Consider the following 15682-nt stretch of genomic DNA (forward strand, 5'->3'; position numbering starts at 1 on the left):
TTTGACAAAATTTTATTGATAAGTACCTCTTAAGATTGTGTTAACCCATACTAAAATTAAATTACTTTGTCAACCTACCCATGAATCATGGTTGAAACAAGCCCTTAATAACCTTGATGTGATTTTATTAGATCATTCTCACTGTGAACGTAAAGCCGCAGGAGTAGCGGTAAATATGTTATTCCGTTATCCTTCCCATGAGTCTTTAATTCATCAACTTACAGCTATTGCTAAAGAAGAATTAGAGCATTTTGAACAGGTTAATCAATGGTTAGAAAAAAAAGGCATTCCCCTCGCACCTTTAAAACCTTCTCCTTATGGTGCAACTTTAAAAGATGCTATCAGAAGACATGAACCTCATAGACTTTTAGACTCTTTATTAGTATCGGCTTTAATTGAAGCAAGATCTCATGAAAGATTAGGCTTATTAGCTAATCATTGCCCTGATGTTAATTTAGCTAAATTTTATCAAGGTTTAATGGCTTCCGAAGCTAGACATTACGGTATTTATTGGGTTTTAGCAACACAGTATTTTGAGCGACAGATCGTAGATGAAAGATTAGAAGAATTAGCACAATTAGAAAGCAATATACTCAGTCATCTTTATCCTGAACCAAGAATTCACAGTTAAGTAAGCTAGGATTTACATAATATAGGCAATGGTTAAGAATTTGTTCAATTTTTTACTAATGTTAAAAAATGCAAGTTTAGATTTTTCTTGCACCTTCCAACATTGTTAACTGTTAACTGTTAATTGTTTTAAGTATCCAACCGATAATTACTCCAATACCTCCGAAGCGTACCATCAGCCAAAAGGGTTCAATTAAACTACTCCATTTAAATAGCTCACTCTCTAAACGCATCTCTATTTGAGTTAATTCTTCTTCGATATAATGTAACTCACTTTTAATAGAATCTTGATGATTATTTTCTTTTTTTAATTCTTTGATTTCTTGTTGACGATTTTCTAGTTCGTTTTTTCTAATTTGATCTTCTCTGATTTGTTGATGGCGTTGTTTTATTTTCTCTAATGATGCTTCTACATTGGCGATCGCATCTGCAATATTAAATTCAGTGGAATCGGAGTTAGTTTCGTGGTCAGACATTCTACAATAAAAACAATATACTAAGGAGAATTATAACAACATGAGTTTAAATGTAGAATCAAAATCTGTAGCGACACAGATGAGTAACTTAGAATTAGCACAATTATTAGCAGAAAAAACGACTATTAGTTCTTATGATTGGCATAAACTAAAAAATGATCGTCAAGCACAGGCATTACAACAGTTAACGTCGAGTCTAGTATATTTACTCAATGACCAGCCTGAGGAAGCATTATTGAGAATTAATCAGGCTCAAGGTTGGTTAAATCGTAGTATTAAACCTCTACCTTGCCCTACTCATGGTCATAAAAAAACTCATTAAGAAATGAGTAGAGAGGATTTTGAAAATTTATGAAATTGTTTAGAAAGTTTTACTTGAGTGCCTTGGTGATTCCATAACACCTGATCAAAAATCTGATGCAACATACATAATCCTCTACCATTTTCAGACTCTTCTGGGGGCAAATCTGGTTTATCTAAGGGACAATTACATTCTTGGATAAATCCGTTGCCTTGATCACATACTAACCAAGAATATTCTCCTTTATAATAAGAAAATTTCACTATTACTCTTTTGCTAGGATCAAGTTTATTGCCATGTTTTGCTGCATTTACTAAAGCTTCCTGAAGACCTAATCTAATTTCTGGGTGTAGTTGCTTAGGTATTTTCTCTAATAATAAATCAAGTATCGGACAAAGATATAAAGTAGAAGCAAAACTAACTGTTTTCCAATTACTAACATTAACTGGTAGTTCAATAGAAATCACGTTATTAACTCCTGATTATTGATAATTGAATTTTGAATAAAGGATAATGAAATGACAAGTACTAATTGTTATTAAACAGAAAATATCTTGAAAATATTATTTCACCTTCAATTATATCATATTTATTAAATTCCTTAAAAATACTTAATCTTTACTAGAATTTCACAAAACTTAGATGAAATTTAATTTAATTACTTATTTATAAGCATTTATACATAAAAAAATCTCTCGCTTTTATAATAAGGAGAGAGAAAAGGATAAAGTTTAGTTTCATTGTTAATTGTTAATTACCAATTATTTAAAGGACAGTACCTTGTAAATTTTCTGCGTCAATGGGCTTAATGAAATACAAGCGAATAAATTGACTAGCGTTAGATAAAAATAAAGGTAATTTGCGAAGGAATTTTACTGGTGCGATGGCATTACTTGCATCAATAGCACGTAATTTTTCGCAATTACTAACACAAATTTCTAAACTGTCATAAAAAGCGGGATTATTGACATCGATAATGATCGGAAAAACTCTTCCTGCGGTATTATTAGTCTTCTCAATAACGTGTTTATCATAGCTTCTTGCATCTAAGCCAATAGAAGCATAAAAATCAGAACGTTGTAAATCGTTGAGATACATAGTCGCAAATACTGATAATAGGAAAAAACGACACCATAGTCTTGCTTTCCAATCATTTAAGTATTCAGGTTTAGCTTTAAGAATAGCATCGAAAAAGTCTCCATGACGATTTTCATCTTGACACCAATTTTCAAAAAATTTGAAGATAGGATAAATACGGCTTTCAGGATTTTGTTCTAAATGACGGTAAATTGTGATGTAACGCCAATAACCAATTTTTTCAGAAAGATAAGTGGCATAAAAAATAAATTTAGGTTGAAAAAATGTATAGTCACGACTTTTGGTTAAAAATCCTAAATCTAAGGATAAATTGAAGTCAGACATTGCTTTATTTAAAAAACCTGCATGACGGGCTTCATCCCGAGACATGAGATTAAAACAGTCAGCTAATAAAGGGTTTTTATTTTTTAAACGTCTGCCTAATTCTTTATATAATAGAAATCCTGAAAATTCTGCAGTACAAGAGCGTTCAAGAAATTCGATGAATAATTGACGAGTTTCTCCATCAATGTGATCCCATGATTGATCAAAATCAGAGTTACGGACAAAATGATGACGATTATAATCAACTTTAAATTCATCTAAAATTGCTTGTAATTCTTCCTCGTTAACGGTGATGTCCATTTTTGCCATGGCATCAAAGTCCGTTGTATAAAAACGAGGAGTCAATATTGTTTCTTTGGCTGGTGCTTTTACACCCGGACGTATTTCTTCGTATTCGGGTTTTTGTACTGTTGTTACCATAATATTTTTTTAAAAAACTCTATTTATTGCTTTTTGCTCGTAAAAATTCAGCTTAAATCTCAGTTTAACAAAATCTTTACCATCTCAATAACCTATTTTATTAAGTATTGTAACAAAAAAATAATTTTAATAAGGGATTGCTTAACATCAATGGATTTTTCTGAAATTAAGGGATACTTTCAAATATCAATAATTGATGACTCAACTTTTTGATATTATATCTCAAAATTAGTGCAATTTATTCTCAATACTGATAAAATAGCTAATGAAATTAAAATACTCTGTACAATCAAAAAAATTAATGAATAAAGTTAGTAGAAGATTATTCCTTGGTGCAACTGGAGCTTTAGGGGCGGTAGCTTTAGCTGAATTCACGGGAGTAAGAAGTTCTTTTGCCCAAAAAAAACAAGAAATCAATTTATATTCATCTCGTCACTACAACACGGATATGAAACTATATAAAGATTTTGAAAAACAAACAGGAATAAAAGTCAATTTAGTTGAAGGAAAAGGAGAGGAATTATTGCAAAGAATTAAAAGTGAAGGGCGTAATTCTCCCGCAGACATTTTTTTGACAGCAGACGTAGGAAATATTTGGCAAGCACAACAAGCAGGGATTTTTTCACCCGTTAATTCTTCTACCTTAAATCAAAAGATTCCAGCATCTTTACGAGATACTGCTAAAAATGAATGGTTTGGATTTAGTACAAGAGTTCGAGTTATTATGTATAGAAAAGGAAAAATTAATCCTAATCAATTATCTACTTATGAAGATTTAGCGAATCCAAAATGGCGTGGAAAATTAATTATGCGTACTTCCACTAATATCTATAATCAATCTTTAACAGCTTGGCTTTTAGGGATTAATGGACAGGCAAAAACAGAACAATGGGCTAAAGGTGTTGTTGCGAATTTTGCTCGTCAACCTCAAGGAGGAGATCGAGATCAATTTGAAGCCGTTGCGGCAGGTATTGCTGATTTAACTGTTGCTAATACTTATTATTTAGGTGCTTATGCAAACGATCCAAAAAAGAAAGAGATTTTTGAACGTATAGGGGTATTTTTCCCTAATCAAGGAAAAGGACAAAGTGGTGCTTTTTCTAATATTAGTGGTGGTGGAGTACTAAAAAATGCTCCTAATAGAGCTGGTGCAATTAAATTTTTAGAATATTTAACAACTCCCTCTGCACAAAACTATTTTGCGAAAGGTAATTTTGAATATCCAGTAGTTAAAGGGGCACAAATTGATCCTGTTTTAAAGAATTTTGGTAATTTCAGATCTTCTAATGTCTCCTTAAGCAAAGTAGGACCTAATTTAGCCAATGCTTTAAAAATAATGGATCGTGCTGGTTGGAAATAGATTAATAGTTAATAAAAAATTTCTATGTAATGTTTTCTTTATAACAAAAAAGCTCCCCTCGCCCTGTGGGAAAAGGGTTGAGGTGAGGGCTAAACAAATTAACCCCGACCTTATAAACATCTTGCCTCAAGAAGAAAGAAGAATTCTTTTCCACATTTTTATTAAATCAAATTACAAGAAATTAAACGAGCGAAGAAAAATGTAACCATTTTGAGTCCATAAGGGGATTTCCACCAATGTGCAGGAAAACAACCATCAGGAGCGGATAAACTAAAATCCCAATTATCATAATCTTCAAATTTGGCTTCTTTCTTATCATTAAGCCATCCGACTTGATCTGCAAATTTTCTTAAAATATTAATATCTTGTGCTCTAATCGTGTCAATATTACCACCGACTTGGAAATAAGCTTTTAACTGAACACTAAAACCAAACTTTTTATCACTATATTTTTGCCAAATTTCATCAATCACAAATAAAGAGTTACAAGGATATTTACTAACATCATTAGGAGTTAAAGTTTCTCGTTCTTCTCCTGTTACTTCTAACATAATTCTGCTAGTTTCTTCGTCAGCATTACGAAAGTCACCTTTTTGTAAATAGTTTTTTAATTTACCATATCTAGCAATATCAGGTAAAAGAATAAATTGTTCTTGAAGATTATCAATAACAGTAGTTAATTCTAGAATTTTTGCTTCTAATTCTTTGATTCTGATACTTTCATTTAATGTTTTTACTTGATTTTCTAATAACTTTAATCTTGTTTCAACATCCGTCATAACTTTATCTATTTTTACTATCAATTAGTTTAATTATATCTTCATTCCAATTATTGTTATACTCAATTTTATTTCCTTGAAATGAATTAAATAATTGCTGATGATAACTAAAAGAAAACTCATCATTTCTGACAAAATAATCTTGAATCCATGATTCTAACATACTTAAATTTGCTTGTTGAGCTTCTGGTGTCTGATATTTATGAGCTTCCCAAGGACGTTTTTTATTATTTTCTAAACAAACATTAAGTTCTAAATTAAGATAAATTAATAACTCAGTGTAAGGTAAAATGTTTTCTATTAAGTCACCATAACAACCTTCAATTACCCAATTTTTAGAGTGATTGATAAAAGTCATTATTTCTTTTAAGCTAACAGATAAATCATGACGAATAGGAGTTTTTTCTGGTTTCCAAGCAAGGGTATCGAGATCCAGATGTGGTAAGTTAAATTCTTGAGTTAGTCTTTTCGCTAAACTTGATTTTCCAGAGCTAGAGTTACCCATTATAACTATTTTGATCATAAAAAATAAACTATCTATTTAGGAACTTGTGAAACTTCTAATAATTTAGTTAAATTTGGAGCATAAGATTCTAAGTTAAAGGTACTAGGATTAACAAATTTACTATAAATAAAATGACGATAATTAAAACAAAAATAATCCCATTCAGCCATTTGAATATTAAAAACTTTTATAAAAATATTTGCTAACCAAATTGGTAACGGAATCTGAAAATAAATCTTTTTATCAAGATAATTACAAATCTCTTTTATCACTTGATTAACTGTTAAAGGTTGATTCCCTAAAACTAATTTTTTATCAAAACTATCATCTAAATTATTACCATTTTCCACTAAATAAACAATCACCGTTGCAATATCATAAGCATGGAGAAAATGAAAACTACCATCGGCTTGAAACCAACGAATTAAATTCATCAATTTAGGTAAATCTTTTAAACCACCTGAAAGATGAGAATAAGGTTTATTTTCATCACCACCAAAAACTAAAGTAGGATAAACAGTGATAATTTTTGGATATAATTCTAATGCTGATAACTGAGTGAAACATTGATATTTCGTTCTAATATAATCAGTCCCAATTTCTCCTGCTTCAGTTAAAAGTTGATTATTTTGACCTAAAATACTAGCCGTTGAAAAATAAATTATCTGTTGACAATTATCTTTATTTAAACTGTTAATTAAATTGATATTTGCTTCTACATTTATTTGATAAGATTCTTTTTCTCCTCCCCAACAAGTAGCCGCCAAAATAGCTATATTAATGGTACTTAATAAGTCTTTATATTCAAGAATTTGTGATAAATCTCCTTGAATAATATTAATACCTTCACGATAGTTATAATCAAACTTTAATTTATTAGGATTTCTAACTAATAAAAATAATTCATGATTTGTATTTTTAATTAATAAATCAGCTATATAATGACCAATACAGCCACTACTACCAGTAACAAAAATGCGCATATTTTATTATTTATTCAATTCCCATTCGTTAACAAATTAGAAAGTAAAAATTGATTTATATTGATTTATTAGATTTTTTTATTACCATCTAATTAATTGTCAATTGTCGATTATTAATAATTGATTTTTTAAAGATTGATAAACTCTCCATTGAGTTGTTTTAAATCTAAGGGTGATTCTTGCCATACTTTTCCATCTAAAGCTAACTGTTCAATGTAACTAGCTAATCGTAAGGCTTTTAAAGCTTGTTCTCCCCCTACAGAAGGTTTATTTCCACCTCTGACACAACTAACAAAATGTTCTAATTCTGCGTGTAAAGGCTCAATATTACTGGTATATACTTTTTCAATTAAACCATCTTGACGATATAAAATTTGACCGTAATCAGTTGTATAATTAGCGGTAGTTTGACGATGAATTAGAATTTCATTATTGAGAAAATCCGCTTCTGTAAGGCTATTTTTACAATGGGCAACAATACGACGAATTTTACGATGAGTTACTTTACTAGCCGTGACAGTAGCCACAATACCATTAGCGAAATTCAAGGTAGCAGTTACATAGTCTAAATATTGCGATTCTGAGGCTCGACTACCAGTTGCACTTAATTTTACGACGGGAGATTCAGCTAATTCTAACAATAAATCTAAGTCATGGATCATCAAATCTAACACTACGGATACATCATTAGCACGATCAGAATATGGACTCATGCGATGGGCTTCTAAAGCTAATAAATTCTCTGTTTTTAAGACTTTGCTTAATTCTTGAAAGGCAGGATTAAATCGCTCGATATGCCCTACTTGCAAAATACAATTCGTAGCGGCGGCGGCATTTACTAAAGATTCAGCTTCTGTGATACTAGCAGCAATTGGTTTTTCAATTAAAACGTGTACTCCTGCATTTAAGCATTCTAAACCTACTTGATGATGTAATCTTGTGGGAGCGGCAATACAAACAGCATCCACATTAGGCAACATTTCTAAATAATTTTCAAAAAAATGAACTCGGTATTTACTAGCAACATCTAAACCTCGCTCTACATTAACATCTGCGATGCCCACTAATTCCACATCTTTTAGTAAACTTAATACACGGGTGTGATGTTGCCCCATATTACCAACCCCGATAACTCCTATTTTTAAAGGATGATTATAATTTCTTTGCATCTGCAAATTACCTGCGGATAATCGTTGATTTTTCATTTTTATTAATACTCCCCAACACAAATAATTGAATATTTTTAGATATTTTTACTTATTTAACTCAGATAGTATCATAGTTAAACAAAATTGGTTGAATAATTAGGAATTAGGAGTTAGAAATTAACTTTTGCTTGTAGCAACTGCCAGTTAATTACCTCATGAAAAAGATATTCATAACCTTTGACATTAGGATGAAGTCCATCTTCTGACATTTGTCCTTTTCGCCAATGTTCTCCTCTACTCATCCATATATCAAAAATATCCAGATAGGGAATTTTTCTACTTTCACAGGCTTGTTTCGTAATTTCTTTATAATGATATTGATCTCTGAGATTATAATAAAAACAATCTAAAAAAGGCATTTTTTCCTCATCTACAGGAGTCATACCCACAAACATAACTGACGATAATTTTTGTGCTTGATCTAGTAAATTATTTATATCTTTAGCAAATTGCTCATGGTTAGTGAGATTTCTTCCCTGAATATGTCCTAAACGAGCCGTATCATTTACTCCTACTGATACAATAATCAAATCTGGATATCTATTTCTTAATTCTCCTCGATAAGTAAATTCTTGAGATAAACGACTATTTACTTGATTTGTGCGATCGCCACGAATACCTAAATTATATAAAACATGATCATGATCACTATTCATCCAATGACGACGTAATCTTTCTACCCAGCCGCCACCTTCTTTATCTCCATAACCATAAACCAAACTATCACCAATGGCAATAATACGCAAAGGCTGAGATTTGTGTTGTGAATGATGAGGATTATCTAAAATTTGCATTAATCTCAAGTGAATATCATTTAGCCAGGTGAATACCACTTATTTGGGTGAATAAGCGTAGACGCATTTAACTTACATTTTTTATTTATTTTTGAACATGACTGAAACTTGCTTTTTGTTGCCTTTTGCCTTACCTACTATTACCAGTCAACTTAGATGGGTTTGAGCTTACCATTTATCTGGGTGAATACCATTCACCCCTACGATTTAATTTGCCACTAATTCTTGAGAGAATTGTTTAATAGCTTGTAATGCCACATCAAAAAGTTTTTGTGGTTTTAATTCTGGTTGAATTAACGTCCATAATCTGTGTACTTCTTCCGTATGTAATCTATCGTCTTCGATTAAAGCCGTAATTAATTGGCGTCGTAAATAATCTCCCTCCTCTGACACTAAAAATTGTAATCCTAAACTAGCAGTAGGCAATAAATCAAATTGACGATCAGATTGAGCGATGGCAATCATATTCTCTAATCTTTCCCATTGAAACCTACCATCTTTAAACAATACCTCAATTAGGCGTTTACGCATAGCAGGAGATTCTTCCGTCAATAAACGACGAGAAATATAAGGAAAAGACACTTCCACAATGCGAAAATCAGGATTAAGACTTAAAGCTAAACCCTCTTGAGTGACTAATGAACGAATGATTAAAGCAAATTTCGCAGGTACTCTAAAAGGATACTCATACATCAATTCTGAAAAATCATCAGTAATAGTTTTAAAGTTAAAATTTCCTACACTTTGTCCAACGGCATTGCCTAAAACCTTTTCTAAGGCGGGAATTATGGGCTTTATATCCGTTTCTGGAGTTAAGAAGCCTAAATTAACAAAATCTTTAGCCAAAGCCTGATAATCACGATTTATCAATTGCACGACAGAAGAAGCGATCGTTTCTTTGGTATCCTCTGTTAATTGATCCATCATACCAAAATCAATATAAGCCATTTTACCATCGGGCATAGCGAATAAATTTCCTGGGTGTGGATCTGCATGAAAGAAACCATGTTCTAACAATTGTCTCAATCCTGATGTAACACCAATGCGGATAATATCACTAGGATCTAAACCTGCCTCACGAATGGTATCTAAATCATTTAATTTATAACCATTAATCCATTCTAAAGTTAAAACATTATGACTACTATAACGCCAGTAAATACAGGGAACTTTGACTTCAGGATCTCCTAAAAAATTACTAGCAAATTTCTCAGCATTTCTTCCCTCATTTATATAGTCAATTTCTTCAAATAATTTAGTTCCAAATTCATCAACAATTAAACCTAAATCATGACCTAAATTAAGAGGTAAAAAAGGAGCAACCCATCGAGAAGCTAAACGCATTAAATATAAATCTAAGCGAATAACAGGTAATAAATTAGGACGTTGAACTTTAACAGCAACTTCTTCCCCTGTGTGTAAAACTGCTTTATATACTTGCCCTAAACTTGCCGCTGCGACGGGAGTAGCTGAAATTTCTTTATAGGCTTCTTCTACTTCTAAATCTAATTCACTTTCAATAATCTCAAAAGCAATTCTACTATCAAAAGGAGGAAGTTGATCTTGTAACTTTATTAATTCTTCTAGAAAATCTTTGCGAATTAAATCAGGACGAGTGGAAAGTGCTTGACCAACTTTAATAAATGTAGGACCTAACTTTGTCAGGATTTTTCTTAATTGCTCTGCTCTTTTTTGTTTATTATTTTCTTCTTTTTTAAACCATTTATCTAAAGTTAATTGAATAATAAAAACAGCAAAATATAAAAAAATTTTCACACTCCGAAATAATCCTAACCAAGGGCGATAACGATAGTATTTTGCAATATCTTCCGCCGAATAACGTCTTAAAGGCTCAGTCTCTCGCTTATAGGAATCTGAAGAAGAATAAATCACGTTTTCTAATCAGGTTTTATATAAAAGTATTTTAGATAGTCAGAACTAATTATAACTCTAGTTTGACTCAAAAATAATAGCTTTTTCTTAAATCTCAATCTTACTTAAATGAAGTTTTTTAAACCTAAAAACAAAATTGTCAACAATAAAACACTTAAACCAGCAATACTACCGAGAGGTTGATCTTTTTTACCAATTAACCAACTTTTTCCTGAAGGATTATAACGATAAAGATTAAATGTATCAACACAAGCTAAAACAAATACCCAACCACCATGTAAACCGATGGCTAATCCTAAACTACCACCATCGATGATACGGGCATAAAAAAGAACTATTCCCATTAAAAATAATCCGGGTAACTGAGGAAGTGTGTTTTTTTGTTCCCAAATTAGATGTAATAAAGCAAAAATAAAACTCGAAATAATGGCACTAAGCCAAAGATTAAAATCTTCTAGTAAGAAATTGACGAATATACCTCTAAAAATTAACTCTTCAATGGAAGCGATAAAAAAACTTACCAACAAAAGTAAGGGTAAATTAACCCATATATTAGGGGCAGAATCCTCTTGATTATTGAACATTAACCAACCCGTCATTAATTCTATGGCATCAATGACAAAGGTGGTTATAATGCCCAAACCATAGCCAAATAGGATAGACTTAAGAAGACTAACTTGAAAAATCAATCCTATTGTTTCTAACGAAGTGTTTTCTACTACTATCACTGCCCAAGTTAAAATGGGTACAAGAGAATAGAGAGAAATTATAAAAGTTAGTTTTTGTGTATTGGAAATTGGTGCGGCTATTTGCCATTTGACTAACCTTGCGATAGGAATTGCGATGGGAAACCAGATAACCGCCCATATTATCAAAAATAAAATAATTTTTATAATTGAATTAGATTGATTAAATAGAGCAACTACTGAATAATCCTCAAAATTTAGCATTTTTATCTACAAAGTTAATTATTTTGAGAAAAGGTTATTTTTTGATTAGTTATACAGAAAAAAGGTAAAATTCTCTATATTGATAAATATGAATATTGATAATTAATCTTCATCAAATTCAATATCATCTGCACCAACTTGTTTTAGATGAATATGCTTATAACCTAATTTAATTTCAAATTCATCACCAGGTTGTAATCCCATTTTTTGAGTATAGCTAGAACCAATCACAATTTGACCATTTTTATGGACACTAACTCGAAAAGTTGCTTCTCTTCCACGACCATCTTTTGTTCTTTCAGGATCTAGAGGAACACCTTTTGCCGCTAAAACTGCATCATAAAAAGCAGTTAAATTTACTCGTTCTTTATCGTTTTTTCCTAAAGTATAATAACCACAAGCTTTAGCACGTTGACGACGAGGAATATCGGATAACTCTTTTACTTTTTGTAATAGAGCTTTTCCCTCTAAAGGAATAGGTGATGTTTCGCTCATATCAATTTATTTCCTGTTTCTTAATTTTATTTCTTACAATAATTTATCATAACAAAAAATGATCATTAAATCATCATTTAGAAAAATTTTTTTTAATGATTATTATTAATTTACTCTCGTAAGTTCAGATTTTATCTGCATAGCTCAAGAAAAAAAATAGTTAACCATTGTTATTTTTAAGGACGAATAGTTAAACAATAGTATAAAAATAAAATAAATAGTTAATTTAACTGATTTTACAAAACTTAAGCAAAATGCCCTTGTCAGTTATAAATTAACACCAGACAATAGAAATAATCAGATAAATAATTTATATAGTTAAGATGAAAGTTACTTTTAAAATTCTCCGTCAAAAACCAAATTTTAGTCCAAAATTTCAAAACTACACTTTAGATGTTAGTCCTACTAATACAATTTTAGAATGTTTAAATCAGATTAAATGGGAATTAGATGGAAGTTTGACCTTCCGTAAAAATTGTCGCAATACTATCTGTGGAAGTTGCACCATGAAAATTAATGGTCGTTCTGCTTTAGCTTGTAAAGAAAATATTGCAGGAGAGCTAAAAAATATTGATCCCCCTCAAGGAGAAAACTTCCCCGAAATGATTATTTCTCCTCTTAATAATTTACCTGTTATTAAAGATTTAGTAGTAGATATGACTAAATTTTGGCAAGATTTAGAAACCATTGAACCTTATATAAGTACCAACAGCAGAAATATTCCTGAAAAAGAGTTTTTACAAACTCCTGAACAACGAAAATTATTAGAACAAACTGGTAATTGCATTATGTGTGGTGCTTGTTATTCTGAATGCAATGCAAAAGAAGTAAATTCTAATTTTGTTGGTCCTCATGCTTTAGCAAAAAGTTATCGTTTAGTAACAGATTCTCGTGATAATGACACAGAAAATAGATTAGAAAAATATGATAATCAAGACAGTGGTGTTTGGGGTTGTACTCGTTGTTATTTATGCAATGAAGTTTGTCCGATGGATGTTGCACCACTAGATCAAATTAGTAAAATTAAAAATGCAATTTTAGAGACAAAAGATCTTAATTCTAGTCGCCCAATTCGTCATCGAAAAGTTTTAATTGACTTAGTAAAAAATGATGGGTGGATTGATGAGCGTAAATTTGGAGTTATGGTGGTAGGCAATTATTTTCGTGATGTTCGAGGTTTATTAAGTATTGCTCCTTTGGGATTGCGTTTATTGTCCTCTGGGAAATTCCCTTTTCATTTTCAGCCTTCGGAAGGAGTCAAAGAAGTGAGATCGTTAATTTCAGCAGTACAGTTAGAAAATCATAAACTGAGGTAATAATTAGGGGTTGTCGAAAAAGTTTTTTTGGTAAAGATAGCTGTCAGCCGTTAGCCATTAGCTTAAATAATCAAAAATCAAAAGTTTTATATTGATTTAGCAAACGTTAATTAATTTTATCTTCCTGATTTTTGATACTTAATTGAAATAAATGTTCCATTTTTTGTAAATTGGGATCTGTAGCTAAATAACTAATACCACGATGGAGATGTAAACGAAATTGATGATTTAAAGTTTCAGTATCCGTATCGAATCCATCTTTATGACATCTATATTTTAAAGCCATCAGCAAAATATCCCCCATATCACCCCCAAAAACTTGCCACGTCATTTCCACATTACTATCAGATGGCACAGGATAAGGTGCTGGAGGATTTGCTTCAGCTAATGAACGACAAAATGCCCAACGACATAAAATATTCCAATGTTCTATTTTTGTAATTCTTTTTAGTTTGATTAGTTGATCTTTGGCTTTTTTTGAGAGTTTAATTCTTTCTATGGGCGATCGCATATTTTAATAAAAAACTAGGAATTAGTAATGGACAATTGTCGTAAAGATTCAAATAAAACGACGGAGACACTAACAGATAAATTTAAGCTACGTACATGAAGACTCGTCATCTTAATAAAACAAGTCATATCACACTGTTGTAAAACCTCAGGGGGTAAACCATCAGTTTCGCTACCAAATAAAAGCCAATCATCTTCTTTAAATTCACATTCAAGATAATTGTTTGCACCTCTAACGCTTAAACCAATTAATCTTCCTCCTTTTTCCTTCGCACTTTTGATAAAATCTTCAGAACTTTGATGATAAGTTAATGTAACGTGGGGCCAATAATCTAAACCAGCTCTTTTTAAATAGCGATCACTAATTTCAAAGCCTAAAGGTCCGACAAGATGTAACTCTGTTTGCGTAGCCGCACAAGTTCGAGCAATATTACCAGTATTCGGAGGAATTTGAGGATGAACTAAAACAATTTTCGCCATGGTTATAATTAAGCAATTAGTAATTCAGCTTATCACAGACAAAAGTTTACATAGAGTCTGCTAAGGTAAATCAAAAACTTTTTTTGATCAAGGATTTAGGAATACTACCTTAACAAAAAATGCGCATAAAGAGAGTTTTTTCTTTAAAAACCAAGTTTGAAATCTTGATTTTTAATACTACATTAGAATTTCAAGACTCTAAAACCATTATCTATTGCCTATCTTCACGACATCACTTTCTCAGCAAACCCTATATAACATTTAGTAAAAATATCCTTTCTTATATATAAATCTCCTTTTTGAATATCTACTGATACCATTGCTGATACCATTGCTGCATTTCGTTGATTTCTGCCGTTTGAGTATCAATAATCGTTTTTGCTAATTTCTTAATTTCTGGACGATTGCTAGAGGCTAACACCATTTGTGCCATCATTACACCCATCTGATGATGAGGGATCATTTCTTCGATAAAAGCACGGTCAAAATCAGGAGCATTTTGCAACGCAGTTGTATTGCCTAACATAGTTCTCATTCCTAGACAACCCATACCCGATTGCCAACCGGATTGAGCTGTTGATTGTCCATTACCCCATCGATTGTGCATTCCCATACCAGCAGTCCAGTTACCCTGTTGTGATGGAGATCTATTTCCATTCCAACCGTACATTCCCATGCCAGGATTCCACTGTGGCACATCAGCACTATACCACTCTTGATACCAGCTTTGCATCTGTTTAATTTCTTGAGATTGAGTGCTTTTAATTGCTTTAGCTAGTTCTTTAATTTCGGGATGTGTTGCTCGATTTAAGGCTAAATCTGCCATGGAGATCGCACCTTCATGATGGGGAATCATCATGACAATAAAATGCTGTTCATTCATCATTCTTGGCATCATCGGATAAACAGTCTTGGGTGGAGAAGAAGTCTGAGCTTGAACCGATGGTATCAAAAGAGTTGCTTGAGGATTAATTTTCGATACAGCCACCATGACTAAAGCTGTTCCAACACTACCTGTAAAGATACTAACAAGGCTATAAACTAATAATTTTTTGTTCATAGCAGATCCCTCATCTGTATTGTTTAAAGAGTCATAACTTCATTATATCAATATTTTTTATCATTGGTAATTCGGTCATTCCTAATTCCTAATACCTAAT

At 31.6% G+C, this 15682-nt stretch carries 18 protein-coding genes; 4 read left to right on the plus strand and 14 right to left on the minus strand.

Annotated elements, in window-relative coordinates; all coding sequences use genetic code 11:
• The first annotated feature begins 37 nt into the window (after nucleotides 1–37).
• Nucleotides 38–631, plus strand: a complete 594-nt coding sequence (locus GM3708_RS02775) for a tRNA-(ms[2]io[6]A)-hydroxylase (protein WP_066343939.1) — start codon at nucleotides 38–40, stop codon at nucleotides 629–631.
• Nucleotides 632–743: 112 nt separating this feature from the next.
• On the opposite strand, the gene GM3708_RS02780 is transcribed toward GM3708_RS02775, so the two are convergent.
• Complete coding sequence (locus GM3708_RS02780) at nucleotides 744–1106, minus strand: hypothetical protein (protein ID WP_066343941.1); 363 nt, start codon at nucleotides 1104–1106, stop codon at nucleotides 744–746.
• Between the two features lie 40 nt (nucleotides 1107–1146).
• On the opposite strand from GM3708_RS02780, the gene GM3708_RS02785 reads away from it, so the two are divergent.
• On the plus strand, nucleotides 1147–1428 hold the full coding sequence (locus GM3708_RS02785) for a DUF6439 family protein (RefSeq protein WP_066343943.1): 282 nt from the start codon (nucleotides 1147–1149) through the stop codon (nucleotides 1426–1428).
• On the opposite strand, the gene GM3708_RS02790 is transcribed toward GM3708_RS02785, so the two are convergent.
• On the minus strand, nucleotides 1425–1874 hold the full coding sequence (locus GM3708_RS02790) for an anti-sigma regulatory factor (protein WP_066343944.1): 450 nt from the start codon (nucleotides 1872–1874) through the stop codon (nucleotides 1425–1427). The two genes, GM3708_RS02785 and GM3708_RS02790, sit on opposite strands and share 4 nt — an antisense overlap.
• 298 nt (nucleotides 1875–2172) lie before the next feature.
• The gene (gene acsF, locus GM3708_RS02795) at nucleotides 2173–3249 is read right to left on the minus strand and encodes a magnesium-protoporphyrin IX monomethyl ester (oxidative) cyclase (RefSeq protein WP_066343946.1); all 1077 of its coding nucleotides are present in this window, start codon (nucleotides 3247–3249) and stop codon (nucleotides 2173–2175) included.
• Between the two features lie 301 nt (nucleotides 3250–3550).
• On the opposite strand from acsF, the gene GM3708_RS02800 reads away from it, so the two are divergent.
• Nucleotides 3551–4609: a Fe(3+) ABC transporter substrate-binding protein gene (locus GM3708_RS02800; protein WP_066343947.1), complete on the plus strand. Its 1059-nt coding sequence runs from the start codon at nucleotides 3551–3553 to the stop codon at nucleotides 4607–4609.
• 161 nt (nucleotides 4610–4770) lie between these two features.
• On the opposite strand, the gene GM3708_RS02805 is transcribed toward GM3708_RS02800, so the two are convergent.
• The 8 genes from GM3708_RS02805 to GM3708_RS02840 form a co-directional block, all read right to left on the minus strand.
• Nucleotides 4771–5388 carry a GUN4 domain-containing protein gene (locus tag GM3708_RS02805; protein ID WP_071827641.1) on the minus strand — a complete coding sequence of 206 codons (618 nt, stop codon included), beginning with the start codon at nucleotides 5386–5388 and terminating at the stop codon, nucleotides 4771–4773.
• Between the two features lie 4 nt (nucleotides 5389–5392).
• Nucleotides 5393–5893, minus strand: a complete 501-nt coding sequence (locus tag GM3708_RS02810) for a shikimate kinase (protein ID WP_197671683.1) — start codon at nucleotides 5891–5893, stop codon at nucleotides 5393–5395.
• Between the two features lie 32 nt (nucleotides 5894–5925).
• A complete protein-coding gene (locus GM3708_RS02815; protein WP_066343950.1) occupies nucleotides 5926–6876 on the minus strand; it encodes an NAD(P)-dependent oxidoreductase in 951 nt (316 codons plus the stop codon).
• A gap of 128 nt (nucleotides 6877–7004) precedes the next feature.
• The gene (locus GM3708_RS02820) at nucleotides 7005–8081 is read right to left on the minus strand and encodes a Gfo/Idh/MocA family protein (RefSeq protein ID WP_066343952.1); all 1077 of its coding nucleotides are present in this window, start codon (nucleotides 8079–8081) and stop codon (nucleotides 7005–7007) included.
• Between the two features lie 113 nt (nucleotides 8082–8194).
• Complete coding sequence (locus tag GM3708_RS02825) at nucleotides 8195–8878, minus strand: GDSL-type esterase/lipase family protein (protein ID WP_066343953.1); 684 nt, start codon at nucleotides 8876–8878, stop codon at nucleotides 8195–8197.
• Between the two features lie 207 nt (nucleotides 8879–9085).
• On the minus strand, nucleotides 9086–10771 hold the full coding sequence (locus GM3708_RS02830) for an AarF/ABC1/UbiB kinase family protein (protein WP_066343955.1): 1686 nt from the start codon (nucleotides 10769–10771) through the stop codon (nucleotides 9086–9088).
• 104 nt (nucleotides 10772–10875) lie between these two features.
• On the minus strand, nucleotides 10876–11721 hold the full coding sequence (locus GM3708_RS02835; protein ID WP_066343956.1) for a CPBP family intramembrane glutamic endopeptidase: 846 nt from the start codon (nucleotides 11719–11721) through the stop codon (nucleotides 10876–10878).
• A gap of 102 nt (nucleotides 11722–11823) precedes the next feature.
• The gene (locus GM3708_RS02840; RefSeq protein ID WP_066343957.1) at nucleotides 11824–12216 is read right to left on the minus strand and encodes an AbrB family transcriptional regulator; all 393 of its coding nucleotides are present in this window, start codon (nucleotides 12214–12216) and stop codon (nucleotides 11824–11826) included.
• Nucleotides 12217–12539: 323 nt separating this feature from the next.
• Between GM3708_RS02840 and GM3708_RS02845 the strand changes: the two genes are divergently transcribed.
• Nucleotides 12540–13532, plus strand: a complete 993-nt coding sequence (locus tag GM3708_RS02845) for a succinate dehydrogenase/fumarate reductase iron-sulfur subunit (protein ID WP_066343958.1) — start codon at nucleotides 12540–12542, stop codon at nucleotides 13530–13532.
• A 106-nt stretch (nucleotides 13533–13638) separates the two neighbouring features.
• Here GM3708_RS02845 and dndE read toward each other — a convergent pair whose 3' ends face one another.
• From dndE to GM3708_RS02860, 3 genes are all read right to left on the minus strand, one after another.
• Entirely contained in the window at nucleotides 13639–14043 is a 405-nt protein-coding gene (dndE, locus tag GM3708_RS02850) for a DNA sulfur modification protein DndE (protein ID WP_066343960.1), read from the minus strand.
• 14 nt (nucleotides 14044–14057) lie between these two features.
• Complete coding sequence (locus tag GM3708_RS02855) at nucleotides 14058–14522, minus strand: tRNA (cytidine(34)-2'-O)-methyltransferase (RefSeq protein WP_066343961.1); 465 nt, start codon at nucleotides 14520–14522, stop codon at nucleotides 14058–14060.
• A 307-nt stretch (nucleotides 14523–14829) separates the two neighbouring features.
• Nucleotides 14830–15582 carry a DUF305 domain-containing protein gene (locus GM3708_RS02860; RefSeq protein ID WP_066343963.1) on the minus strand — a complete coding sequence of 251 codons (753 nt, stop codon included), beginning with the start codon at nucleotides 15580–15582 and terminating at the stop codon, nucleotides 14830–14832.
• Nucleotides 15583–15682 lie beyond the last annotated feature (100 nt).

Origin of the sequence: Geminocystis sp. NIES-3708 (genome assembly GCF_001548095.1) — a bacterium.
In the GTDB taxonomy this organism is placed as follows: domain Bacteria; phylum Cyanobacteriota; class Cyanobacteriia; order Cyanobacteriales; family Cyanobacteriaceae; genus Geminocystis.

Coding starts and splice junctions, on each gene's coding strand:
- GM3708_RS02780 (WP_066343941.1), bottom strand. CDS start 1,106: ATGTCTGACCACGAAACTAACTCCGATTCCACTGAATTTAATATTGCA.
- GM3708_RS02785 (WP_066343943.1), top strand. CDS start 1,147: ATGAGTTTAAATGTAGAATCAAAATCTGTAGCGACACAGATGAGTAAC.
- acsF (WP_066343946.1), bottom strand. CDS start 3,249: ATGGTAACAACAGTACAAAAACCCGAATACGAAGAAATACGTCCGGGT.
- GM3708_RS02800 (WP_066343947.1), top strand. CDS start 3,551: ATGAATAAAGTTAGTAGAAGATTATTCCTTGGTGCAACTGGAGCTTTA.
- GM3708_RS02805 (WP_071827641.1), bottom strand. CDS start 5,388: ATGACGGATGTTGAAACAAGATTAAAGTTATTAGAAAATCAAGTAAAA.
- GM3708_RS02810 (WP_197671683.1), bottom strand. CDS start 5,893: ATGGGTAACTCTAGCTCTGGAAAATCAAGTTTAGCGAAAAGACTAACT.
- GM3708_RS02815 (WP_066343950.1), bottom strand. CDS start 6,876: ATGCGCATTTTTGTTACTGGTAGTAGTGGCTGTATTGGTCATTATATA.
- GM3708_RS02820 (WP_066343952.1), bottom strand. CDS start 8,081: ATGAAAAATCAACGATTATCCGCAGGTAATTTGCAGATGCAAAGAAAT.
- GM3708_RS02825 (WP_066343953.1), bottom strand. CDS start 8,878: ATGCAAATTTTAGATAATCCTCATCATTCACAACACAAATCTCAGCCT.
- GM3708_RS02835 (WP_066343956.1), bottom strand. CDS start 11,721: ATGCTAAATTTTGAGGATTATTCAGTAGTTGCTCTATTTAATCAATCT.
- GM3708_RS02840 (WP_066343957.1), bottom strand. CDS start 12,216: ATGAGCGAAACATCACCTATTCCTTTAGAGGGAAAAGCTCTATTACAA.
- GM3708_RS02845 (WP_066343958.1), top strand. CDS start 12,540: ATGAAAGTTACTTTTAAAATTCTCCGTCAAAAACCAAATTTTAGTCCA.
- dndE (WP_066343960.1), bottom strand. CDS start 14,043: ATGCGATCGCCCATAGAAAGAATTAAACTCTCAAAAAAAGCCAAAGAT.
- GM3708_RS02855 (WP_066343961.1), bottom strand. CDS start 14,522: ATGGCGAAAATTGTTTTAGTTCATCCTCAAATTCCTCCGAATACTGGT.
- GM3708_RS02860 (WP_066343963.1), bottom strand. CDS start 15,582: ATGAACAAAAAATTATTAGTTTATAGCCTTGTTAGTATCTTTACAGGT.